The organism is Paenibacillus sp. J22P59 (assembly GCF_059383895.1).
Map to the genome: position 1 here is coordinate 146,090 of NZ_JBXENX010000009.1, position 24,477 is coordinate 170,566.

18 protein-coding genes are annotated in these 24,477 nt (G+C 45.1%); 4 read left to right on the plus strand and 14 right to left on the minus strand.

Translation table 11 applies throughout. The features are described 5' to 3' along the window. Positions 1-37 precede the first annotated feature (37 nt). Positions 38-601, minus strand: coding sequence for a Uma2 family endonuclease (locus AC50YO_RS17115; protein WP_494848986.1), 564 nt, complete (start codon positions 599-601; stop codon positions 38-40). Between the two features lie 307 nt (positions 602-908). On the opposite strand from AC50YO_RS17115, the gene AC50YO_RS17120 reads away from it, so the two are divergent. Next, positions 909-4,235, plus strand: coding sequence for a RecQ family ATP-dependent DNA helicase (locus AC50YO_RS17120; RefSeq protein ID WP_494848988.1), 3,327 nt, complete (start codon positions 909-911; stop codon positions 4,233-4,235). Then, positions 4,223-4,762 carry a hypothetical protein gene (locus tag AC50YO_RS17125; protein ID WP_494848989.1) on the plus strand — a complete coding sequence of 180 codons (540 nt, stop codon included), beginning with the start codon at positions 4,223-4,225 and terminating at the stop codon, positions 4,760-4,762. The genes AC50YO_RS17120 and AC50YO_RS17125 overlap by 13 nt, the downstream gene beginning before the upstream one ends. A 153-nt stretch (positions 4,763-4,915) precedes the next feature. On the opposite strand, the gene AC50YO_RS17130 is transcribed toward AC50YO_RS17125, so the two are convergent. Further along, on the minus strand, positions 4,916-5,884 hold the full coding sequence (locus AC50YO_RS17130) for a 2-hydroxyacid dehydrogenase (RefSeq protein WP_494848991.1): 969 nt from the start codon (positions 5,882-5,884) through the stop codon (positions 4,916-4,918). A gap of 91 nt (positions 5,885-5,975) precedes the next feature. Here AC50YO_RS17130 and AC50YO_RS17135 point away from each other — a divergent pair, with 91 nt between their 5' ends. Beyond that, complete coding sequence (locus AC50YO_RS17135; protein WP_494848993.1) at positions 5,976-6,878, plus strand: helix-turn-helix domain-containing protein; 903 nt, start codon at positions 5,976-5,978, stop codon at positions 6,876-6,878. A gap of 27 nt (positions 6,879-6,905) precedes the next feature. Here the strand turns inward: AC50YO_RS17135 and AC50YO_RS17140 are convergent, their stop codons facing one another. The 3 genes from AC50YO_RS17140 to AC50YO_RS17150 all read right to left on the minus strand — a co-directional run bounded on the left by AC50YO_RS17140 (position 6,906) and on the right by AC50YO_RS17150 (position 10,468). Continuing rightward, positions 6,906-7,628 (minus strand): response regulator transcription factor, encoded by a 723-nt coding sequence (locus AC50YO_RS17140; protein WP_494848995.1) that lies wholly within the window; start codon positions 7,626-7,628, stop codon positions 6,906-6,908. 84 nt (positions 7,629-7,712) lie between these two features. Continuing rightward, complete coding sequence (pnpS, locus tag AC50YO_RS17145; protein WP_494849253.1) at positions 7,713-9,491, minus strand: two-component system histidine kinase PnpS; 1,779 nt, start codon at positions 9,489-9,491, stop codon at positions 7,713-7,715. Positions 9,492-9,535: 44 nt separating this feature from the next. After that, positions 9,536-10,468, minus strand: coding sequence for a bile acid:sodium symporter family protein (locus tag AC50YO_RS17150; RefSeq protein ID WP_494848998.1), 933 nt, complete (start codon positions 10,466-10,468; stop codon positions 9,536-9,538). Between the two features lie 123 nt (positions 10,469-10,591). Here AC50YO_RS17150 and yfbR point away from each other — a divergent pair, with 123 nt between their 5' ends. Then, positions 10,592-11,191, plus strand: coding sequence for a 5'-deoxynucleotidase (yfbR, locus tag AC50YO_RS17155; protein WP_494849001.1), 600 nt, complete (start codon positions 10,592-10,594; stop codon positions 11,189-11,191). A 93-nt stretch (positions 11,192-11,284) separates the two neighbouring features. On the opposite strand, the gene AC50YO_RS17160 is transcribed toward yfbR, so the two are convergent. The 9 genes from AC50YO_RS17160 to AC50YO_RS17200 form a co-directional block, all read right to left on the minus strand. After that, the gene (locus AC50YO_RS17160; protein ID WP_494849003.1) at positions 11,285-12,889 is read right to left on the minus strand and encodes a glycoside hydrolase family 3 protein; all 1,605 of its coding nucleotides are present in this window, start codon (positions 12,887-12,889) and stop codon (positions 11,285-11,287) included. Positions 12,890-12,927: 38 nt separating this feature from the next. After that, positions 12,928-14,556 carry a response regulator transcription factor gene (locus AC50YO_RS17165; protein ID WP_494849004.1) on the minus strand — a complete coding sequence of 543 codons (1,629 nt, stop codon included), beginning with the start codon at positions 14,554-14,556 and terminating at the stop codon, positions 12,928-12,930. A gap of 2 nt (positions 14,557-14,558) precedes the next feature. Next, complete coding sequence (locus tag AC50YO_RS17170; protein ID WP_494849006.1) at positions 14,559-16,370, minus strand: cache domain-containing sensor histidine kinase; 1,812 nt, start codon at positions 16,368-16,370, stop codon at positions 14,559-14,561. 27 nt (positions 16,371-16,397) lie between these two features. Further along, on the minus strand, positions 16,398-17,243 hold the full coding sequence (locus tag AC50YO_RS17175) for a carbohydrate ABC transporter permease (RefSeq protein ID WP_494849008.1): 846 nt from the start codon (positions 17,241-17,243) through the stop codon (positions 16,398-16,400). Beyond that, positions 17,240-18,127, minus strand: a complete 888-nt coding sequence (locus tag AC50YO_RS17180) for a carbohydrate ABC transporter permease (protein WP_494849010.1) — start codon at positions 18,125-18,127, stop codon at positions 17,240-17,242. Before AC50YO_RS17180 ends, AC50YO_RS17175 begins: the two co-directional genes overlap by 4 nt. A gap of 93 nt (positions 18,128-18,220) precedes the next feature. Continuing rightward, positions 18,221-19,552, minus strand: a complete 1,332-nt coding sequence (locus AC50YO_RS17185; RefSeq protein WP_494849013.1) for an extracellular solute-binding protein — start codon at positions 19,550-19,552, stop codon at positions 18,221-18,223. A 188-nt stretch (positions 19,553-19,740) separates the two neighbouring features. Then, positions 19,741-19,932 carry a hypothetical protein gene (locus AC50YO_RS17190; RefSeq protein WP_494849014.1) on the minus strand — a complete coding sequence of 64 codons (192 nt, stop codon included), beginning with the start codon at positions 19,930-19,932 and terminating at the stop codon, positions 19,741-19,743. A gap of 7 nt (positions 19,933-19,939) precedes the next feature. Beyond that, positions 19,940-22,843 (minus strand): DEAD/DEAH box helicase, encoded by a 2,904-nt coding sequence (locus tag AC50YO_RS17195; protein ID WP_494849016.1) that lies wholly within the window; start codon positions 22,841-22,843, stop codon positions 19,940-19,942. Then, the gene (locus AC50YO_RS17200; RefSeq protein WP_494849018.1) at positions 22,840-24,429 is read right to left on the minus strand and encodes an SWIM zinc finger family protein; all 1,590 of its coding nucleotides are present in this window, start codon (positions 24,427-24,429) and stop codon (positions 22,840-22,842) included. Before AC50YO_RS17200 ends, AC50YO_RS17195 begins: the two co-directional genes overlap by 4 nt. Positions 24,430-24,477 lie beyond the last annotated feature (48 nt).

Below are 24,477 nucleotides of genomic sequence, written 5' to 3' on the forward strand. Positions count from 1 at the left end.
GGTGTGAGTTAATCTCGCCGGTTGATTGTGTTTGTTATTACAAAACAAATAACGTGCTCATAGGTACTTGTAAATCTGTAAAGACGATGGATTGAATTGTTTCCTGCTCCGTATATAAATGACGAACCTGATAACTGCCATCTCGTAGCGCATATACATGAACTGTTCGATTGCCTGGATCGACAATCCAATATTCCTGAACCCCATGCTTTTGATATAAGTTGAACTTCTCGTTAAAGTCCTTCAACGCAGTGGAGGGTGAAAGCACTTCAATGATAATGGCCGGCGCACCGTGACAACCATTCTTAGATATTTGGTCCTTAGAACAAACAACAGAGAGATCGGGCTGTATGACATGATCGGGTGACTGATACTCTTCACTTTCACTGAAAAACACATCAAACGGAGCCACAAACACATAGCAACTCCTATTCTGGAAGAACATCCTTAAGGCGAAATGAAGCTCTCCTACAATAAATTGATGCAATGAGGTCGGAGCAGGAGACATATTATAAGGTTTGCCGTTAATTAACTCCCACGTCCCGTCCCATGTCAGCCAATCTTGATAGGTGTGAATTTTCTTCTCCTCTGGATTTGACACAATGTTCGACCTCCTCCTGATTATACGTATGATTTTTTACTAATTGTACCATGAACCAACCGATCGTTGCTAATTTCCACTCCTATATTATCAACAGTATTACCCGATTATTAGCAGTATTTCACCCATCTCACAATTTCGGATAAGGGTCATTAATGACAATTTTGAAATCCTATCTACATTTGATTATTGGATCAATCTTATAAAATATAATAAAGATTGGATTTCAATTAAATAACAGATATGATAAATCTTACGAAGCAAAAAATATTCATTCGATACTCTAATACCACAGGAGATTTATATTATGAAGAAATTCACTGCTAATTACTGTTATTCGAATTCCAATTTCATTATTTCAAATTTACCTCCCGTACAGAAAGTTACACCTTATACAAATATCATTCGGATTGTTCAAAATATGATTATGCGTGGAGCACCAACAATTGCTTCAACGTATATTAGAAAGAATCTACAACTAGAAAGAGATTATTTAAAAACACTTAAATCTATTAAATTTCTCTCAAGAGACAACCTAGATTGGTCTCGGAAAATTAAAGGAGATAAACACAACAATTATTATCCTGCAGAACAATTCTATAATGATCTTGAAGTAATATTGAAAACGGCTGGATTTATTAGAAACTTAACTATTGCTGAATTCCCAATATCCAACATTATTCCAGAATCATCGAATATTTTTGCTCAACAAGAAGTTGATTTTTACATTCCTTTACTCAACACGGTAATTGAGGTTGATGGGGGATTTCATCAGAATGATAAGCAACAAAAAGAGCTCGATAACAAGAGAGATCGGGCTCTTAAAAAAGCTGATATAAATGTTATTAGGATTAGCTCCCAAAAAATTAGTAACAAAGATTACAGAGAATTCTTGTCTGATTTCCGAGAAATATACAAGAAATACAAGTCCAAAGTAACAGAATATACAAATTCTATGGACCTAGATATTACGCAATATGCCACGCAAATCAAATTAACATCAATCGCAAGATTCCAAGTGTTCATTCTTGAACTTCTTGATACTGGCGTTCTCTCCCTCGATGATGAGTATTGGAATATTAATTTACTTGATAAAGATGCCAGCTTGTATCTCGACTTAAGTTTAAGGGACTTGGAATTATGGATCAGTAATATCGCTGCACTATTTAATATACAAATTAGCATGCCGCATTTACATATATCCACTACTGAAGATGTAAAGCTATTGCCTGTCCATCATAAAGCAATAAACGTAAAGTTCGACTTATTCAAACGTTGGGACGACTCAATCAACGAGGAAAATGTATATCATATAAAATCTGATTTTGATGATGATGCTAATTATTCTTTTATCAAAGTGAATGAACCCATTATTTATTCATTACATGCGAACGTACATCAGCAAAATTTGGAGTTTATATCAGAGAATTTATTTGGTCATGAGACATTCAGGGAAGGTCAAATAGATATAATTATAAATTGTTTAAATGGACAAGACACAATCGGATTACTGCCAACAGGTGGAGGAAAATCACTTACTTACCAAGTTTGTGTGTTGCTCCAGCCCGCCATAAGCTTTGTTGTAGCGCCAATCAAATCACTAATGCTAGACCAAATTAATAACTTACGATCAAAACATTATATTACATCCTGCAGTTATATAAATGCTGACTTAAATCCCGAGGATTCAGCAACAAGGCTTCGAGATTTTGCAAAAGGGAAATACTTATTTTTAATCATTTCACCAGAACGGTTTCAAACAAAATCATTCAGAGAGAGCTTGTGGAATATTAATATGACGAAAGCAATTTCCATCGCAGTCATAGATGAAGTTCATTGCTTATCTGAATGGGGGCATGAGTTCAGAACATCTTATTTAGCATTGTCAAATACAATTAGAAGATATGCTCCCTCTGCCAGATTCCTTGCATTGACCGCAACAGCTTCTTCAAAGGTATTGCAAGATATCAAGAATGAGTTAAGCATCGAAAGTAATAATGTTATTACGATTTCCCGGTTTATTCGTGATGAACTGCAATTCAAAATTATTCAAGTAAAATATGATAAAAGAAATGAAGTGTTAGTAGAAAGTTTATTGGGATTTGCTCCTCATCAACTCAATAGAGCTGCACTGATTTTTACTACTGCAGTCAATGGAAAGTTTGGCTGCTTTGACTTACATCATTTTATTAATCAAGCTACCGGATTAAGAACAGGGTTTTACTCAGGAAGCAAACCAAAATCTTGGGTATCAGAATCATCTCAATCATTTTCTGAGTATAAAGATCATATTCAACAATTGTTCATGTTGGATCAGATAGATGTAATGGTTGCTACAAAGGCTTTTGGAATGGGGATAGATAAGCCTAATATTGGCCTAACTCTTCATTACGGAATACCTGGTTCTTTAGAATCTTTTTACCAAGAAGCTGGACGCGCTGGTCGTGATAGAAATGTTTCTAACTGTCTTGTATTGTACAATCCCGATCATTTAGATGAAGTGAAGATGCAATCGCTTTTTGGAATTCAAACGGATGTAACTTTATTGCAAAAAGAAACGAAAAATTTGAATGGAGATTTAAGTAGCTCATTTTATTTTCTAACAAACAACTTAATGGACATTGAAACTGAAGTGAATGAAATATATACATTTTATGAATCAATATACAATTCGAAAAAAAACGAGGTTTTGTTGAATTTCAATCATGAGAAAGAACAAGAAAGCAAGGAAAGATACGTATATAGACTTGCTTTAATCGGTGTTGTAGAAGATTGGACAATTAATTGGAGGATGAGACAGATTGAAATCAGATTTACTAATTGGTCAGAGCAAAGTGTAATTGAGCAGCTGACTTCTCATATACAAAAATATGAATACACCTTTACTCTAAACTCAGACGATCGGCATGCTGAACAGTATAGCGATTTCATTAGTCTCTTCAATAACAACACAAGTCCCTTCTTAAAAAGAGCCTTATCTGTATTATTAAAATGGTATAACGATAATATCATTTACTCCAAAAAACAATCTATTTTATTAATGAAACAATTTGCGGACGATTTTACCGATAGTGAGACCTTCCAACAAAAGATTGAAATCTATTTTAAACGCAATGATGATGTTTATGCGCTAGAGAGCTTTGTAGGTAAGAAAGAAAATCTGAATTTATGGAATAAGTTATTTTTTGTTCAAGCAGAAGGTAAGGACGCTATTCCGCGTGCAAGAAGCACTTTTAAGAGCCTAAAGATCACAGTTAGCCGTTTCTTAGAAAGCTATAAAAATGATATTTCCTTGAATTTAATTAGTGGTTTATTGAGTCTTGCAGAAGATGACATTGAGTCTGTCGATGGAAGGGAGAGGTTGATTTCTGCCATTCGAGATATCAACAAGTTAGATTCAAACGAACGAAGCGAAATGCTTGAATCTATATTGGTAACTTCGAATCAATATCTGAATCTCGAACAGAAAGAACAATTAGGCGAGCTGTTAATTTCCAACGGCTTTGAACAAATGAGTGATTTAAAAAATATTTATCGTATTTTTGAAGATGAAAGCATTTATACTCATATTATCAAAAATCTTTATACCAGCATTAAGCAACAATCATCGGGAGGGTATCCATGGGAAGTCTAGATCAAGTAGACAAGTTAGAAGCCTATATTGAAGATTTGGGCAGCGAAATCACAAAAGTGAAAAAAGCTTCAGAATATTTGTATTTAATTGAAAAGATGCAATCTGAAATAACACGAACCTCCGCTACACTGATAAATTCCAAAGATCAAATTAAATTATATCAAGAAATTTTAGAAAGTAAGTTAGATTTATACCACACCATTATCAAGAATGTCGAAGCTAAGCAGATATCGGTTGAACAACTCCAAATAACAATCTTAGATAAAATTTTAGAGCTGTCAAAACAACAACTGGCATTTGAACTCGAACAAAAAAACAACAAAACTGAAATAATTAAAAATACAAAACAGCTACATACTCAACTTATTGCTAACCAACAAAAACTAGTCCAAGACCTAATTGAAGTAAGTAATAAACAAAGTATACATTCCTCATCCTTATTGTCGAATAACAAATTTATTAAAGTATCTTTGTACGTTAACGTTTGTTTATTCGTGATTGTTATAATAGCTGTTTTTTCGAAATAAAAGGCCTATATTACATTTTATAAAGAGGTTTGACGACTACTAAGAAAACTTAAAAGGCTGAAACCGGTAGAACATCGGTCTCAGCCTTTTGCTTAGATATCCTTTTCATTATCCACTAAATGGGTTATGACCAAGGTCCTTCCTCACACTCATCTATTTCAATTCCGGAATGACATATTTCGGCTCCCTGCCGTGCAGGGCATCGACCAAATTCCGGGCAGCTGTCATGGCCATGTCGTATCTGGTCTGATAGGTAGCCGAGCCGATATGCGGCAGCGTTATCACTTGATCAAGCTGAAGAAGCGGGTGGTCAGCTGAGACAGGCTCCTTCTCATACACGTCAAGCCCGGCACCCAATATGCGCTTGCTTGTCAAAGCTTCGAGCAGCGCTGCTTCATCAATCGTCTCGCCTCGCGATACATTGATGAAGATCGCATTGCTCTTCATCAGCTCAAATTGCTGCTTGCCGATCATCTGCTTCGTCTCCGGAGTAAGCGGGGTCATCAGCACAACGAAGTCAGATGAAGCCAGCAGCTCCTCCATCGGCGCATAGCTTATGCCAAGCTGCTCCTCTACATTTGGTTTTCTAGTGCGGTTATAATATTGGACCTCCATATCGAAGCCAAGCCGCGCACGTTTTGCGATAACCTCACCGATCCGCCCCATCCCAATAATGCCAAGCTTCGCATGGTGCACATCAACGCCGAACAGCTCTTGCCCGATTCCACGAACCCATCCGCCAGCTCGCACAAGATTATTCAGCTCAGCCACACGCCTCGCTACTGCAAGCATCAACGCCATCGCCAAATCTGCAACCGTATCATCTAATACATAAGGTGTATGCGTGCCGATAATTTGACGTCTTCTCATCGCTTCGAGATCATTATTATTATAGCCGACAGATACATTGCTAACGGCTCTCAGCTTAGGCGCTGAGCTTAACAGCCGCTCACTTATTGCATTGCCCGACACTAATAGCCCCTCTGCATCATGCAGCTTTTCCGATAATTGCTGACCTGTGATCGCTTGCTCCCCTTGCCACATTTCGCATTCGAAGTGCTCGTCCAAATAAGCCTTCACCTCAGACGGAACTTTCGTTGCAATATATACTTTAGGCTTCATCATCCCACTCCTCTTTTTACTTTCTATTATACAGGCTGAAGTTTCCTTTGCGCGAATCAGTTGCCTTTCCTCATTAACGCCACTACAATGAATGAGAGCAAACACACAGCATGAGGAGAGATCGGACTTGGAAGCCATTAATGAAAAGGTCGCCTATGAGAATCCGTTATTGTCATTGAAAGTTTTTCAACCGATCCGGGAGCATGAAGGCTTAACGAATTGGCATTATCATCGGCAGCTTGAGCTGATTTACATTATAAAAGGAAGGCTGGACATTGATATTGATGAGGAAAGCTTCTCCCTCACCCCAGGGGATGTCATTATTATCGGTGCCTCACAGCTTCATCGTGATCGTAGCTCTGGCCATTTGGATTATATCGTCCTGCAATTTGATCTAGAGTCTTTTTTTGACCATAGCTCGATTCCTTATATGCGCTATTTCTCAGAGACGCAGAATCCGCTTAGTCAGGCTAATTATATTTTTCAAGATCATCCAATTGTGAAAAAACAAGCTGGTGATTATATCAGGCAGCTTCTTAACGAGGCCACCGTCAAAGAAAGCGGCTATGAGCTCGCCGTGAGCGTGCTCGTGAAGCAAATCTTATTGCTGCTGCTGCGCAATGATCATCGCAAGGTACTGGCAAAGCAGGATGACTTCGACCGCATTCGCTTGAAGCCTGTGCTGGATTATGTAGAGAATCATTTAACAGACCGAATCCTCGTCGAGGAAGTATGCAAGATTGCCAATATGAGCTATTACTATTTCGTTAAATTTTTCACCAAAACAATCGGAATGTCCTTCACCGAATATGTCAATTACCGTAAAATCAAATGGGCAGAACGAATTCTTCTTACGAAGGATCTCAGTATATCCGAGGTTGGCGAACGGATCGGTATGCCGAATATGGCTCACTTCTACAAAATGTTCAAAAAACACAATGACTGTTCGCCCAAACAATTTCAGCGTAAAATGTTGGCGTGGAATAGGCAATAACCGCTGCAACAAAAAAACTCGTCCACCTTATCTCTTAGGTGTGACGAGTTTTTTCGGCATGACCAGCTTATACCCAACGCCGCGAATCGATTCAATCTGAACCGATTGCTGGCCGAGCTCCAGCTTCTTGCGAAGTGAGCTGACATGAACATCAACGGTACGTTGTCCGCCAATATAATCAAAGCCCCATACTACATTCATCAAATCATCCCGTGTGATGACCATTCCCGGACGCTGTACGAGATAGAGCAGCACCTCGAATTCCTTGGGACGAAGAGGAACGGTATCCCCGTTCAGAATAACCTCATACTTCTCGGGGTAGATCGAGAGATCACCGGCTGTTATTACCTTCTCCGATGTCTCGATCTGGATAACCTCATCATTCTGCGTTCTGCGAAGAACAGCAGATACTCTGGCGAGCAGCTCCGCTACGCCGAACGGCTTCGTTATATAATCGTCAGCACCATGCTTAAGCCCCTGAACAACCTCTTCCTCAGCGTTACGCGCTGTGAGGATAATGACAGGTGTTCGGACTCCATTCTGACGAAGACGATTAAGAATCTCAAAGCCATTCATACCGGGCAGCATAATATCCAATATGATTAGATCGAAGCTGCGCTGCAAAGCAGCTTGCAGTCCCTCAGCTCCATGGTCGATGACTGTTGTCTCATAGCCCTCTTGCGTAAGGTTATACGACAAAAGCCTCGCTAATGTAGGTTCATCTTCTATTACGAGCACCTTGTGCGACATCTTACTCCCCCAGCTTGGACTTGAATTTTCACCTTTAGTTTATCATGATTTTATGAAGAATGGGTAAATCTTTTCTCAGCCAGCTTATTGCTGCAGCACCGGAAGCTCAATCGTAAAGGTAGAGCCTACTCCCACCGTGCTTGTGACAGAGATCGTCCCTTTATGAAGATCAATTAAATGCTTGACGATAGATAAGCCAAGGCCCGTGCCGCCTGAACTGCGTGATCGCGCTTTATCAACCCGATAGAAGCGTTCAAAAATTCGCGGCAAGTCCTTTTTCGGAATACCCATCCCCGTATCACTAATCTGAATCCGGATATGATCCTCATCAATAGCCTCGATAGTTAGAGAAACTCTGCCGCCTTCCGGCGTATAGCTAATGCCATTGCCGAGTAGATTCATCATGATTTGCCGCAGCCGATCCTCGTCTGCCTCTACATAAAGCCCAGCCTCGACATGAACATCAAGATGAATGGCTTTGCGCGCCGCTTCTGTCTCCATCAAGGTAACCGTTTTGGCAATGAACGTATCCACTTCCACTGGAGAGAAATATAGCGGCACTCGCTTAGATTCGATTTTGGACAGCTCTAATATATCGCCGATCAAACGATTCAGTCGGTCGCTTTCATCAAATATAATTTGCAGGAAGGATCTCGCTGTTTCCTCATCATTAACTGCACCGCCGAGCAAGGTCTCTGCAAAGCCCTTAACCGCAGCAATCGGGGTCTTCAGTTCATGGGATACATTGGCTACGAACTCGCTGCGCATCCGCTCCAGGCGGCGAATAGCCGTTACGTCCTGTAAGACAAGAAGTATACCGCCATATTCATGGCCTTCTTGATGGATCGGAACGAGATTCAATTCGAGCAGCCGTTCTTCTGGGAAATAAAACGTGATTTCTTCCCGAATATGCTCCCTAATCTCCAATCCCTCTTGAATCATCTGTGACAGCTCATACTGCTGCTTTGCCTCCACATAATGACGTCCGATGAGCTCACGTGCTGAAATGCCTAGTATCTCTTCCGCCAGGCGGCTCATTAGTACGATTCGTCCTGTCTTATCAATCATAATGACACCATTAATCATATTATCAAGAACCGTCTCCAGCTGGCTCTCATTTTGCCTGATTCGGGTCATTTGAACTTCCAGACTGTCGGCCATTGCATTGATGGCATGTCCGAGCTCTCCGATCTCGTCCTGCTTTTTGCCAACCTTCACACGAGCGCGATAATCCATGTTTTTAATATGCTTGGCAACCCTCGTAATTTGCTCAAGCGGCCTTGTCAGACCAAGCGCAATGCGATAGCTGATGAGCGCTGCAATGACGAATAGAATCAGGAGCCCCCCGATTAATACGGTCCACAGCTTGTATATGCTCTCATCCACTTCATTTAAGCTTATCGCTAATCGAATGACGTTGGATGCCGGATTAGCAGCATCGGTCGGAATGGCAACATAGAGCAGGTTCTGGTCCAGCGTCTCGCTATACCTGATTACACGCCCTACCCCTGCCTTATGCGCTTCCAGAATCTCAAGGCGGTCCAAGTGGTTATCCATCGTCTCAGGCGCATGGTCCGAATCTCCCAATACTCTTCCATCACCGCCAATAAAGGTAACCCTTGCTCCGGTGAATTGCTTCAAGCTGGTCGCTTCCTCCGTAAAGTAGGGAAACAGCGTGTCCGGCTCACCAGCAGGCCATTCCATCTTTGCTAGTATGATCCGCATTTCCCGAACCATGCTGTCTTCCAGCGTGTTAATATGCGTCTCTTTATAGGTCTTTGCCATAATGATGCCAGCAGCTGTTACGGACAATGCGATCATTACTACCATAATAAAGGTTAGCCGTGTACGAAAGCTGTTCATGCTCATTAGTCAACTCCGGTCTAATAAATGTATAAGGTCTCGTACTATCGTACATGTGTAGATGCTGTTCCGCCAGCCTTCGTATTGTTAAGTTTTTGTAAAATAAAATGATGCAGCGTCGCCAGCGGCTGCTGCACGAGAATAGACAGAACGACTGGCACAGCTGCCAGCGGACTGAAATAACCAAGTGCAAGGACAATGCCCAGCGATATGTTGCGCATTCCCGTTGCATAGGACACTGTAATCAACAGCTCTCGATCGCGCAGTCTAGCTGTTCCAAGAAAGCCGACTGCATAGCACAGCCCTACAAGTACAATAACAAGCGGAACCAGCTTGAGCATATCCTGCTTAAGCTGAAGCGCATAAGGTGCAATTGCCGAAGCGTTCAATGCTACGACAGCCACAAAGCATAGCTTCGATAGTGGGGCTGCCACTGGCTTGATTCTATCCTGTATTTGTCCTTTGCTCAGCTGATTGAGCAGCACTCCGCAGGCTGTTGGCAATACAATTACAAGAAACAAGTCGAACATAAGCGGGCCGATAGCCACATCTACAGCCGTATCAAAGAACAAATGAATGCCTGCCGGAACCACTAGAGGACTCAATGCTGAATCAAGCACGACCATTGCAAGCATTAAGGGTACGCTGCCTCCAGACATCCCCACCCATAGAACAGTCGAGACACCGAGCGGTATAATCGTGAATAGAACAAGCCCCACTACATAAGGGGATGCCGCTCCGAATAAGAGCACCCCTAGCCCATATGCAATAAGCGGTGACACAATGTGAGCAAGCACGAACGTCCATAGGAGGACTTTAGGCTTGCGTATAACCCCTCCTAGCTGTCCGAAGCCGCAGCCAATTGCCATCGTTAACGTTACATAAGCGAATAAATAAGGAACGGCTTCTATGAGAGGGTGGAGCGCATCGGCAAAAAGAAACCCCAGGATGAGTGATCCCGGGATAATCAGAAACATCCAGCGTTCAAAATAATAATTAAAAGCAAGCCCGAATTGACGCGTAAGCCATCCCTCGTTTTCTAGGTTCTAGTCGTAGAACTACACAAGCCTTATAATAACATAAAAGGAGTGAACCGACGTATGGAGAGTCATTTTTTCGCTTATATGTATCGCCTCAAATATATCGAGAGATGGAGCTTAATGCGCAACACGACCAAGGAAAATGTAGCCGAGCATTCCTTCCATGTTGCTTTGCTTGCCCATATGCTATGTGAAATCGGCAATTCGGTCTTTCACAATACCTACAATGCCGACCGCGCTGTGACACTCGCCCTCTTCCATGATGCGACAGAGGTGTTCACCGGCGATATTCCGACTCCTGTCAAGCATCATAATCCGCAAATGCTCGCCAGCTTCCGTGAAATCGAGGCTATGGCAGCCGATCGGCTGCTTTCTATGGTGCCTGAAGCGCTTCATAATGCCTATGCTCCGCTGCTTGGGAAACCCCAAGTGCAGGCAGACGCGGATCATCTGAAGCTGCTCTCTCTTGTCAAAGCCGCTGATTTGCTCGACGCTTATCTCAAATGCTTGTCAGAGCTCTCAGCTGGCAATCGAGAGTTTCTGGTGGCCAAAGGACAGACTGAAGCTGCACTCTCCAAGCTAGGACTGCCTGAGGTCGAGTGGTTCCTTGCTCATATGGCGCCTAGCCTCGGCATGACGCTGGACGAGCTGTCTGAATAGCTTCATTGTCTATCGACTATTATAGTATAGTCAAGTAAGAAGAGGCTGCCCCATAATGGTATAGGGCAGCCTCTTCTCTATTGCACTTTTCTATTAAGCTTTCCAGCCAAATGGATAAGCCGCAGACAGTTCCAAAGGAAGCTGACCGGATGGCTCCAGTTCGCCGACCAATACTTTCGCAGCGGAATTCAATGCCAATGGACGGCATTCATATACAGCTAGGTAAGCCTTCACATCCGGATAAATATTCAAATCAAGCGGATTGCGAACGGACAGGGCAACAGTACGGTCACCTGCACGCTCTACTACCTGCTTTGCAATATCCGCTTCAATCGGGTGCTTCGTCGCATCATAAGTTACGACAATAATTTGCTCGAACGCTTCCAGATCTGCCAATGGATCGCTGCCGTTCATGCTGCGCTCTTCAACCGCATCCAGACGTCCTTGCAGGTAGTCGCCCAGAGAACCATCGCTGGACAGCATCTCATCAGCAACCGATACCGGCTTAATTTCTGGCCACAATACAAGTGTTCTAACATCGCGCTTCAATGGCAGCAAGCCACCCTCATTCTTAACGAGCGTTACAGATGCTTCACTCCACTTGCGAGCTGCCGCTTTATTTGATTCTGTTCCGATCTTAGTTTCTACATCTTCCCATGCAGTCAATGGCGCATCTACCTCGAAGTCGGATTTCAAGCGCATAACACGCTCAACGGATTCATTAATCCGCTCTTCCGACAGCTCGCCGCTCTCTACAGCAGCGATAACAGCCTCAAGGGCAGCAAGCTGCTTTTCAATCGTATGGCTGACGAGAACCATGTCAGCACCGGATTGAATGGCAAGAATCGAGCCCTTTTCCGGTCCATAGTTTTTGTCGATGGCATCCATCTCCATGCAATCCGTTACGATAACACCGTTGTAGCCAAGCTCTTCACGCAATAGGCCCGTCAATACATTATGCGACAAGGTCGATGGTCTGCCTGATGGCTCAATAGCAGGCAAGCAGACATGGGCAGTCATAATCGCTGCCGTTCCAGCCTTAATAGCGGCACGGAAAGGAACAAGCTCAATTGCATCCAGACGCTCACGGCCATGATTGATGATTGGCAGAGCATGATGCGAATCAACCGCAGTATCTCCATGTCCAGGGAAATGCTTGACTGTAGCTGCAACCTTAGAAGCTTGATAGCCAAGAACAGCCGCTGTTCCCAGTTCGCCGACCACATCGGAACGATCGCTGTATGAACGTACGTTAATAACCGGATTGTCCGGGTTGTTGTTGACATCAAGACATGGCGCATAGTTCATGTTCACGCCAAGAAGACGTAGCTCTTCCCCACAAATGCGAGCTGTTTCTTGCGCTGCATCAGTAGAAGCCGTAGCACCAATCGCCATATTGCCTGGCATAAGCGTTACGCCATCAACGATACGGGCAACCATGCCGCCTTCTTGGTCGATAGCAACGATCAGACCTGGGCGCCCAGCAGATTCCGTAACGTTCTTCAATGTGTTCGATAGTTGATGCACTTGCTGCGCATCCTTAACGTTGCGGGTGAAATAAATCGTACCGCCCAAGCCATAGTTTTTAATCAATTGTGTAATCTCTTCCGTTGGCTCATAGCCATGAAAACCAAATACGAATAACTGTGCTACCTTTTCTTTAATTGACCAGTTTAACCATGCCTTGTTCTCTCCCACGATAAATCCCTCTCCCTTAAAAATTCTAGTATGTGTCCTTAGTTAAGCCTGTTGCTCGTGTCATCCTGTTGATGCTTTGTCCTGAAGTCGGTTGGATTCTCGCCCGTATACTTCATGAACACCTTGGTGAAATACCTGCGTTCTGCGTAGCCGACTTCCTTCGCAATTTGAGCAATGCTCTTAGGCGTAGTAGCTAGCATCATTTTGGCTTTCTCCATTCGCTGACGCGTTACATATTCGATGAACGTTTCATTGAAGGTCTGCTTGAACAAAAGGCTGAAATAAGAAGTGCTCAGCCCTACATGAGTGGCTGCTTCCTCTACGCTTAAATCCCGATATAGGTTCCGGTCTAGAAAAGACTTTGCCTCGGACATCGAGCGTTCAGATTGCTTCTTCTTATCTGTCGATTTCTCCGCTACGGCTTGCGTTACCTGCCTAATAACTGACAGCAGATCCTTAATGCCGAAGCGACGATCAAGCTTCTTCCACAACAAATCTTCTTGTTCTCTCGAAAAAATGCCCATTTCCTTCGTTTCCCTTATTAGGTTAAGGACAAAGAAATGAAGCATCGGCTTAAATCGCCCAACCGATGGCTCGTTCAATCGCTGCAGCTGCGAAGTCATTCTTTTCAGTTCTTCATCAACAATGGCACTGTCGCCGCGCTTCACAGCCCCGATCAATCTCTCTGAAGTATCCCAGAAAGCCTGATCTTCCCTTGACGAACCAGAAGAACGAACAGGATATACCGTAATCGGTTCTTGATTGGGCGCAAGCTGCATTCCTTGCTGTACATGCTTATAAGCCTGAGATAAAGCTGTAACTGCTGCATATTCATGGTAAATTCCAGCGTATAGTGACAGCTTGACATGACTTTTCACAGCAGTCAACAACATATCTGCCCAACCCTTTATTTTCTCCAGATCATAGGGCTGTGATTTATTGCATTCGATCAGAACACACCATTCGCCATCCCTTATTTGTATGACGGCATGGAGAAGACCATTCTGCTGAAGCTTCTCACGCAGGACATTGCAGACAGCGAAGTTCCACAGCTTACGCTCTTTGTCCGACCACTCCCGCCAATCCTTGGTTCGCTCCGAGCTGACATCCAGATCAAGGACAATCAATACATACTGCTGCTCCTTAAGCTGCTGCTCGTCACCCGCAATGAGCCAATGCTGACCCGACACTTCCGTATAATCCATCAGAATATCAAACAAGATTTTCTCGCTCGCTAGATCGATCATACGCCCCAGCTTTTGCTGTTCCTCGTTTTGCAGCTTTTGCTTCTCCCTTTGATTCGCCATTACCCGGGCAATAACACCCGTTAATTCATCGTAGGGAATTGGCTTGAGCACATAATCCTGAACGCCGTATTGGATAGCCGCTCGCGTGTAGGCAAAATCTTGATAGCCCGAGAGCATAATAATATCGCATTCCTTGCCTTTTTCACGTATATGACGGACCAACTCCAGTCCATCCATCAGAGGCATCCGAATATCGCATAATATGAGATCGAACCGTTCCGTCTCAATTCGCTCCAGCGCCTCTATACCGTTTCTTGCTGTGCCCGCAACATCAAGGCCTAGCATTTCCCAAGGAATGACCTTCTCTAAATTTCTTGTAATATGCGGTTCATCATCTACTAGAAGCACTTTCCCCTTCATGTTCATTCACCACCTCTGCCTTTGGGAATCGTGCAGCGAATTATCGTACCATGGCCTTCCGCGCTGCATATCCATAATCCATAAGATGGCCCGTAATGAATACGAAGGCGATCTGCTACATTACGAAGCCCAAGCCCGCGTCTCTCCCCCAGCTCGGCTGCATTAGGACGCTTGCCTAATTTAGGCTCCCGCTCAGCGAACTTCAATAGTGTCTGCTCATTCATGCCAGCACCATTGTCGCTTACCATAATAACAATCTGATGATCCTCCACCGTTACATCAATTTGAATTACACCTTTTCCATCTTCGAATCCTTCAAATCCATGCTGAATGCTGTTCTCAACGAGCGGCTGAAGCGTTAGCTTCAGAATCGTATAAGGCAGCGCTTCCTCTGAGACATTCAATTCATAGGAGAACAGATCCTCGAAGCGATACTTCTGAATTTCCAGATAGCTCCGAACGTGATCAATTTCTTGCGCGATAACGATTTCCTCTGAATCATGCATGCTTGTACGGAGCAAATTGCTAAGCCTGCGAACCATCAGCATAATTTTGCGGCCCTCATTCTGAGCAGCCAGCGCGTTAATAGATTCTAATGTGTTGAACAAGAAGTGCGGTTTAATCTGTGCTTGCATCAGCATCATCTCTGCATGCTGCTTGCGCTCCTGCTCTGTTCTTACCTCATTAAGCAGCTCGCCTATTCGTTCGATCATACTATTGAAGCTATTAGCCAGCAGAATCGTCTCATCTTTCCCTTTGCCATAGGTCTCTACTCTTATGTCAAGCATCCCTTGCTCAACAAGCTTCATCTTGCGAACGACTCTTACAATGGTTTTGGCGACCCGATTGACGAAGAATACATTGAATAGAATAGCGGACAAAACACAAAGCAACGTAATCATACCGATCCATTGTACGAAGCGTACATTCTCATTCGTCAAGGAATTCCATGACTTCACCGATACTAGAACCCAGCCATTAAGATCCATATTATAAGAGGAGACCAGACTGTCTGAACCATTAAACTTCAGCCTCTCACTCGAATACTGCTCGGTAAGCTGCGGGTTAACCGAGGTATAATTGCCGATCTGCTGACCCTCAATGGCTTTGTGGCTGTCCATCAGGATAAGACCCTCACGGTTAACGATTACATAGCGAGAATCCGACTCCTCTGCTGCAGGATTCAGGAAGGTCGTAAGTATGGTTTGGACCTCTTCTGTCTTGTACTGGGTAATCATAATTCCAAGATCATTGAACTTCTGCGAATCCTTAACCAGACGCATCTGTGTGAACAAAGGCGGTTCGACACCCGTCAATTCTTGGTGCTCGTAAGGTCCGATCCATTCGGGTCTGCCTCCAAGCTCCATCACCTCTTTGTAGAGGGGCTGTGCCTGCAAATCCTCAAATGTCATCGGGCGGAAGGTCGTCGGGTCATTGCGAAAGGCACGGAACATCGTTCCATCGAACGCATATAACACCACATAACTAACAGCCGGATGCTGGAATAAGATTCGTTTCATCTCTAGTTCTGCCTGATTGATCGCAATCAGAGTCGCATCATCTCTAGGATACATGCTGTATTTCAACGTATCTTGGACTTCTGTGCTCGTCAGATTGCCATCAGACAATTGATCGAGCTCTTTGAAGAAGTACTTGATATTCCCCCCTACTGCCTTGAGGGAAATTTCCGTTTGCTCGCTATATTTTTTCTCAAGCAATGCTTCCGAATTAAGAAAAGATACGATGCCCAGTCCGATCATAGGAACCACGATCAGGCAAATAAAGGCAAGCATCAGCTTTGGTCTCAAGTTCATCTGCTAACGGGCTCCTTCCACCTGTCATCAGCCCTTAACGCTTCCCGCTGTCAGGCCTTCGATTATCTGGCGCTGCAGGATTACATAGACAAGCAGTACCGGTATAATGCTCATAATAACTGCAGCCGACAATGATGCAATATTCGTGCTGTATCCATCATTGAAAAGCGCCATTCCCGTTGGCAATGTCCGAAGGGAATCCGATGCAATAAAGAGTTGGGATAAAATATATTCATTCCAGTTGTTTATAAAATTCAGAATCGTTACCGTGACCAGCACTGGAAGCGTAATCGGAAGTACGACTTTCATGAATATCCCCACTGCTTTTAAACCATCCATAACACCTGCTTCTATGAGTTCTCGAGGTATCGATAACATGAAGGCATGCAGGATAAATACGGAAATTGGCAGGGCATAGGTGCAGTATACCAGAATTAATCCCAAATGCGAATCATACAATTGGATTCCGCCAATATTTAATTGTTGGATCAAATGGTAGAGCGGGATGAACGAAGCAACAGGCGGAACAAGCAAACCGATGAGAATAAAGGGATAGATCCATTTATTCAACCGGGAGAATCTCATCTGCGTTAGCGCAAAAGCGCTCATGGCAGCTAATGCCAATGTTAAAGAACAAGCTATAGTCGTTACATATAAGCTATTCAGCACATAAAGATCAAAATGAGCGGATTCCCATGCCGCCTTGTAATTAGAGAAGGAAAACTGGCTTGGCAACGCCCATGTATCCACTGTAATTTCCCTATTGGACTTGAAGGAGGACAGAAACAGCCATATAAGCGGGAACAACGTAATGCCAACGTAGAGAAAAAGGGTCAGATGTCTCCCTATTCGAGCAATCCGCGTCGTATTCATGAAGGCAACCCCTTATTACGACCCCTCATCATCAAATGCAATATTCCTGTAAGCACTAGAATGAGGAGGAACATCGTTGAACCAATCGCACTTCCATAGCCCAGCTCCATGAAGTTAAAGCCTACCTTCATCATATAAGTGGACATAACCTCGGTAGTTTGATAGGGACCTCCGCCCGTCATGATCTGTACAATGTCGACAACCCTCATCGTTCCCGATACCGTTAAGAGCAGCATGACGAAGAGCGTTGGCATGGTAAGAGGGAGTGTAATGTTCCTAGCTTCCGTCCAGCCGTTCACCCCATCAATTCGCGCTGCTTCCACGACTTCCTTGGGGATATTAAAAATTGCTGCCAAGGCTAATACGATAAAAAAACCGATATTTTGCCAAGCATTCACGATCAGAATGGACAGCATAGCAAGCTTCGGGTCCGACAGCCATTCTCTAGCCCAGCTTTCAGGCGCAATAAGACGAATCATCTGATTGATCAAGCCTGCATCATAATTATATAGAACACTAAACAATAGAGCGGCTGTCGCTGTCGAGACAAGAACGGGAACAAATACAGCCGACTTATAAAACTGGCGCAATCGGTTCACCTTGCTAATCAGAATAGCCATCACAAAAACGATCGGAATGTTCACAAATAAGGAAAACGCCATAAAATAGAAATTATTTGCCATGGCTTTCAGAAACACTTCATCCTTCCAAAGCCTGACGAAATTGTCCAAACCGATAAATAGCTTTGCAGTAATGCCATCCCATTGATACAAGCCGTAAGTAAAGGAGACCACAACGGGATACACGGAAAATAAAACATATAAAGCAAGCGTTGGCAGCAAAAATGCAATATAAACCAACGGCTCTCGAAGCGTCTTGTGCAAAACTCCTCCTTCTGGTCAGTCTTTTCTAGCTCACAGCGAAAGAGGGCAGCCTACTAAAGATACCCTCTTGTCCAGCAGGATTGATGAACTGCCTCATTTATTATTTCTAGCATTGGCTTTATCTTGTGCTGCCTGAATTTTGGCAGCTACCTTTTCTGGCGTGCTTATTTTGCCGATCAGCTGCTGCAGGCCAATGTTCACTTCATACGCTACAGCTGGCTCGATAATCGAGTCGTATGCCGGCCATGAAGAGGTTGCCGATGACATGACCATCAATACTTCGGACATAAGCGGATCAACACCGGATAGATCGGTCAGCTTCATGGAAGGAACCAGCTTATCTTCCACTAATGCACGCTTTTGTACATCTTCCCGATAATAGTTGGCAATAAATTTCTTCACAATAGCGAGTTTGTCTTCATCCAGATTAGAGGAGAAGCCAAGTCCGTTCGAATAAGAAGCATTAATAGAGGTTTGATCGCCTGCTCCGCCAGGAATCGACGGGAAGGAGAAATATCCGATCTTGCCATTCATCTCACCAGCTTCTTCTCCTGTAAAGCGATTGGCATCCCATGTGCCAGTAAACACCATCGCCGCTTTCCCCGAGAGCAGCTGTGCCCCTTGATCGGCATATTCCAGCCCAAGCGCGCCTTTTGTTACATAGTCTTGATTAATTAGCTCCGCATAGCTCTGGAAGCCTTTGATGAAGTTCTCATCCGTCCACTTGGACTCGCCTGTCACTACTTGCTTAAGTGCTTCAATTCCGGTGTGGCGTTCCATGATCGTATTCCACATCATCCCATTCACCCAGCCATCCTTTGAAGCCAGGCCGAATGGCATATATCCGGCTTCTTGAAGCGTCTTTGCCACATGAATAAGCTCATCCCAGGTTAAAGGAATAGAGAGACCAAGATCAGCGAATACCTGTTTGTTGTAAAAAATAGCTTCGCTGTACCCTCCGAACGGCAACCCGTATACTTTTCCATCTACCATGAACTCGTCCAAATTACGGAATTGATTCTCAATGCCGAGCTCTGCAATAATGCTTGTCAGATCGAGCATTCGTCCAGCCTTCACATAGAGATTAAGATCTGCCCCACCGAATACTTCAAAAATGTCTGGTGGATTTCCCGCAATCATCTCTGCCTTCAGCTTCTGATCCCGATTGACAATCTCATCGATTCCCTCAAGCTTGAAGACCAGCCCAGGATTCTCATCTTGTGTCTGCTTAACGATATCCTCCAGAATAGCAAGCCTTGTTCGGCTCGTCTCTTTAATCTGTGTATGCCGCAGCGACAAGGTGATATCCTTCTTCAACTCAGAAACCTCCGTCGGCTTCCTCTTCTCTTCGCCAGACCCGCAAGAAGATAGAAGGGTTAGAACGAACGCCATCAGTAGAACGACAACGACTAGCTTTTTACCCATTCTGATAAAGACCTCCTTCAACAAGAATGATTCGTTGGTCTTTCCCTTTATTATAAATTCGTTAATTATGTAGAAGGAAGTCGAAATTATACTTGTAAAGGGAGAGAATTCTATTATTTCGACATAAATATTCAACATGCACAGACTATCCGGGACAATTCTCCCATCAGCCTGTGCATGCCAACTATCTATTCCTGCATCTTTTTCACATAGTTGCTTATCTCTTCGTAGAAGGCCTTCCACTCCGCATTCGCTTCTTCTGGTGGTTCAATTGCTTCTACAGGGTCCGCTTGCTCTCGCGGGACAGAAGGACTAGCTTCAACGCCTGACCGCCGTTCTGCCATCACCTTGGACAGTTTTTCACGAAGCTCCTCCGCCATCGTTGCCTCATCCTTTCAGCCAGTTTTTGCGAAGCGCGAACATTTCCTTCAATTCCTCTGTAGACATCTCGGTTATCCATTGCTCCGATTGCCCTACTACCTGCTCATTCAAATTTTGCTTGCGGTCAATCATCTCGTCAATTCGCTCCTCCAGCGTCCCGAGCGTTATGAACTTATGAACCTGAACCTGCTTCGTCTGCCCGATTCGGAAGGCTCTGTCCGTCGCTTGATTCTCTACTGCGGGATTCCACCAGCGATCGAAGTGAAACACATGATTAGCCGCCGTCAAATTAAGTCCTGTCCCTCCCGCTTTCAATGAAAGGACAAATGCACAGCAGGGAACGTCCGGGTTCTGAAAATTATCGATCATTTCATCCCTCTTGGCTTTGGGCACGCCGCCATGCAAGTACGGAACAGGCAAGCCAAGCCGCTTCTCCAGCAGCTGCTTCAGCTGCTCGCCCATATCAACAAACTGTGTGAAAATCAGGCATCTTTCTCCTTCGGCAGCAATCTCCTCCGCCATTTCCAGCAAGCGCTCTACTTTATTAGAGCGCTCCTCTTCCCATAGCTTTGCCCCATCATCTTTCATTAAGGAAGGATGGTCGCATAGCTGCTTCAATCTAGTTAGTGAAGCGAGAATAAGCCCGCGGCGCTGCATAGGTGCCAGAGTATCCAGCTTCTCCAGTAAGTCCGATACAATATTCTCATATATAGCCCCTTGCTCAGCTGTCAGCGTAATATAAGTCTTCGCTTCTATTTTATCCGGCAGCGACAACTGAATTGCAGGGTCTTTCTTAATTCGACGAAGCATGAATGGCTTCACCCATCGTTGAAGTCCAGCTATCACTTGTTCGTCACGCGTCCGCTCAATAGGAGCGACAACCGATCTGCGGAAGTCATTCATTCCTCCAAGATAGCCCGGATTTATGAAATCATAGATCGACCATAGTTCTGTCAGACGGTTCTCCATCGGCGTACCGGTCAGTGCGATGCGATGCCGTGCTGGCAGGCCGCGAATGGCTGTAGACTGCTTCGTGTATACGTTCTTAATATTTTGGGCTTCGTCAAGGCATAATGCATCCCACTCTACCATCCCCAAGTCCTCTTCATCGATCTGGGCTAAGGAATAGGACGTAATGACTAGATCGACAGCACCTGCAACAGCTTGGAAGGCCTCGCCCTTCTCCCGTTTCGGACCATAGTGAAGATGAACGCGGAGGGATGGAGCGAATTTCTCAAGCTCTTTCTCCCAATTGCCAATTACGGAGGTCGGGCAAATTAGAAGGGACGGCTCATTTTGCTGCCCTCTCTTTGCTTGCAGGTAAGCGAGATAAGCCATGAACTGAATGGTCTTTCCAAGTCCCATATCATCGGCAAGCACGCCGCCAAGACCAAATCGACGCAAGAACAGCAGCCAGGAAACCCCTTGCAGTTGATAAGGACGCAGCTCTCCCCGGAAACTCTCCGGTATGTCCACGAGCGGAATTTCCGAAGTATGCTGCAATTGCTCCAGCCATCTCGTCAGATGCTCATTCAGCTCGACCTCTGCACGCAAGCTCTCCGCCTCATCCTCCGTCTCCTCCAGAGGTGCTCCCCCCAGCAAATGCATCTCCATCACATCACGGAAGGATAGGCCCTTGCGCTTGCCAACCCGCTTCATCCAGTCGCGTATTTGTGCGACATCCTGCGGGTCTAGGTGCACCCATTCTCCACCAATATTCATCAGCCTTCGGTTCTGCTCTGCAAGACTCATGAATTCAGCTTCCGATAAATCAATATTGCCGAGCGCCATCTTCCAATCGAATTGCACAATCTGATCCAACCCGAACATCGGCTGCGAATCAGAACCAACCGAGGATTTCATCTTCGCCTTCAGCCTCAGCTTGCGCGAACGAACCGCTTCCCACCAACCAGGAAGCAATACTGGACAGCCAGCTTCAAGCAACTGCAAGCTTGCAAGCTCCATGAACTGCCAAGCCTCGTTATCGGTGAGAGAAGTCCGAATAATGCCTGAGCCTTGCTCGGTCTCCCAGCCTTGCAGCGCAGCCAGCCACTTCGCTTGCTCCTTCTCCAGCTTGGTCTCCAAGATAGGCATCCAATCGTCAGGAAGCGCCTCGCTATCCTCTATAGCAGATATCCACTGCCCGCTGTCCTCATCTATCTTAATCGGCAGCCAGCTGCCTCCATCGCGATCCTGCAGAGCAGGGCGAAGCCGCCAGCCATGCTCTTGATCCGGCTCTACTAATTGAAGCGCCACCTTGAATGGGAAGGTATCCTTGGTCAGCCCTAACGCGATGAACCATTCCTCTTCATCAGACGCCTTACGCATTAGTATGGCCTCGCCTCCAGCGGAAGCGCCAATATTGCGCCAAGCCAGATCAACGGAATCACTTTCTTCTATTACTTGCTCAACAGCCGTACTCAGCCATCTATTTAAGCTTTGCCCTCCGCCTGCTTGCTCATCCTTCATGATTTCTTCCCATTGCAGCTGCCATTCAAGCTCCGACTGCGGCACTTCAAGCTTCCAGGCGCGCCTTGCTTCCGTCCATTCTTTCCAATCAGGCACGAACCAGCCATTAAGCAGCGCCTCACGAATCAGTGAAGCTGTCTTCATCAGCTTCTGCAGCCGCGGTGTCCACTCCACCTGGAGCATACGAACAGGCTTAGGAGAGGTCAAATAGTCAACAGCCAGCAGCGGCGGCAGCTTGATCAGCTTGGCGTCTGCTTGCTCGATCGTATCGAGCTTAGTCCCATACCAAGACGCTTTATGCCAGGCAAACAGCACTTGCTTAATACGCCCAGCCCCCTCGGTACGATCAACAGCAGTGAGCAGGACTGCTCCATCTCCCGTATCCTCTTCCGTCCACCATCCGTCCACGACTAATGTCCGAGCGCCTATATAGGTTTTCATGTAATGAGTTTTCCTTTCCACAGCTCTTCCTGGAATGCACGCAAACGCTGATTATTCTGTACAATGCCAGCGACATATTGATTCCATTTATCCTCTTGTTTATCTGCTTTGTACAGCTTCTCTAGCTTCTTCATTTGTTTCACAGCCATTCGATAGCCTTGCCGATTACGCGAGCTGATCCACTCTTCAATCGACTGATGATACAAAGGCAGCATCACCTGAGGCGCGGCCTTTGCAACCTCACGGATATCTTGCAAGTCAAGATCTTCTGCTTTGATTCCAATCAGTACTTGCAAGTCCGCCCATTCTTCATATTTTTTGACCGTTATCCAATGAGCTGACAGATCGGAATATGAATAAGGAAGCAGCTCCATCATATAACGGTTCCAACGTTCTTCCTCAGGGTGATCTTCATCCGCACGTCTGCATAATGCCACAAAAGCGCCGATCGTCCTTACGCTTCGATTCGGATAAATATGCTCATACAAATAATCCATCCACAGTCCAAACTGCTTCCATTCCCCTTCCTGCAGCCGCTGACCGGCACAGGGATAAATCACCTTTTGTGTTTTTTGAAAGTCCGTTTGCCCAAAATGCGCAAGCGCCGCAGCATCATCTCTATTGAAAAAATGAAGCATAGCCGCAGCCGTATGAAGAAACGACTGATTAACCTCTTCACTTGCGGATTGCTTCGCAGCCGTCGTCATAGCTGCAAGCTCTCTCTGATGCCAGGCTGCATCCTGCGACATGACCTCACACAGGCTCAAATAGAGTGAAGGCCAGTCAAATAGCTGCTGCTCCGTCTTAATCGCCCTCTCATAGGCATAACGAATAACATGCTCCACCCATTCCCGTTCATGCTCGCCCATATCGACTGGTTCAAGCTCCTTGACCAATGAGTAATAATGCTCTACCCAAGGCTCTGCCATTCGCATGAAGGACATCTCATGATAATAGCGGCTGAAAGAATCTACTGTATTAATACCGCGTTCTGCTTGGTCAAGTACAAACAGCAGCACACTCAGCCAATGAAGGCGCTGCTCTTTTTTGTCCCAGTCCTTCGAGCTTCCCTTCAGAGCCGACAGGACAGGCTGCAAAGAATGAAGGGAATGACGACAATTACGCCAAGCCTGCCCATGCTCCGCCTCCATCCAGCTCTGCCACTGCTCCGGAGAAGCTGAAGGGTCTGGTTGGGCTACGGATAGGTTCGGTGTAGCGACCGAGACTGTCACCGACTGGACCGGCTTCGGCTCGAGACCAAGAAGCCGGCGATAAGCAGCTTCTGAAGCAGCCCCCGTCCGGTCCTCCTCATTGCAATAAGCTAAATATACAGCTGCCATATGCTTGCAATAGCCCTTATAAGGGCAGGTGCAGCTGCTATATCGGAATTGGTCGGTATCCAGCACGACCGCATATATTTCAGAGCCTTGGACGGCTCCGTTCAATGTATCTTCGTCCGTGAGCTTCACATTCATAACGCGGCCTTTGCGATAATAATCCCAGCCTCGTTCGATCAATGTGTCGCCTACATGGTTACTTATACTGCTTTCCAGTACTTTCTGAAGCTTATTGTCGAGACTCGCCAAAGCTATTCACCCGCTTCCTTCCGTACAATCTGCATTCTTTCAATTATA

Bases quoted from the DNA above. Each gene is read 5' to 3' on its own strand.
- AC50YO_RS17120 (WP_494848988.1), top strand. From the start codon at position 909: ATGAAGAAATTCACTGCTAATTACTGTTATTCGAATTCCAATTTCATT.
- AC50YO_RS17125 (WP_494848989.1), top strand. From the start codon at position 4,223: ATGGGAAGTCTAGATCAAGTAGACAAGTTAGAAGCCTATATTGAAGAT.
- AC50YO_RS17130 (WP_494848991.1), bottom strand. From the start codon at position 5,884: ATGAAGCCTAAAGTATATATTGCAACGAAAGTTCCGTCTGAGGTGAAG.
- AC50YO_RS17135 (WP_494848993.1), top strand. From the start codon at position 5,976: ATGAGAGCAAACACACAGCATGAGGAGAGATCGGACTTGGAAGCCATT.
- AC50YO_RS17140 (WP_494848995.1), bottom strand. From the start codon at position 7,628: ATGTCGCACAAGGTGCTCGTAATAGAAGATGAACCTACATTAGCGAGG.
- pnpS (WP_494849253.1), bottom strand. From the start codon at position 9,491: ATGAACAGCTTTCGTACACGGCTAACCTTTATTATGGTAGTAATGATC.
- AC50YO_RS17150 (WP_494848998.1), bottom strand. From the start codon at position 10,468: ATGTTTCTGATTATCCCGGGATCACTCATCCTGGGGTTTCTTTTTGCC.
- yfbR (WP_494849001.1), top strand. From the start codon at position 10,592: ATGGAGAGTCATTTTTTCGCTTATATGTATCGCCTCAAATATATCGAG.
- AC50YO_RS17165 (WP_494849004.1), bottom strand. From the start codon at position 14,556: ATGAAGGGGAAAGTGCTTCTAGTAGATGATGAACCGCATATTACAAGA.
- AC50YO_RS17170 (WP_494849006.1), bottom strand. From the start codon at position 16,370: ATGAACTTGAGACCAAAGCTGATGCTTGCCTTTATTTGCCTGATCGTG.
- AC50YO_RS17175 (WP_494849008.1), bottom strand. From the start codon at position 17,243: ATGAATACGACGCGGATTGCTCGAATAGGGAGACATCTGACCCTTTTT.
- AC50YO_RS17185 (WP_494849013.1), bottom strand. From the start codon at position 19,552: ATGGGTAAAAAGCTAGTCGTTGTCGTTCTACTGATGGCGTTCGTTCTA.
- AC50YO_RS17190 (WP_494849014.1), bottom strand. From the start codon at position 19,932: ATGGCGGAGGAGCTTCGTGAAAAACTGTCCAAGGTGATGGCAGAACGG.
- AC50YO_RS17195 (WP_494849016.1), bottom strand. From the start codon at position 22,843: ATGAAAACCTATATAGGCGCTCGGACATTAGTCGTGGACGGATGGTGG.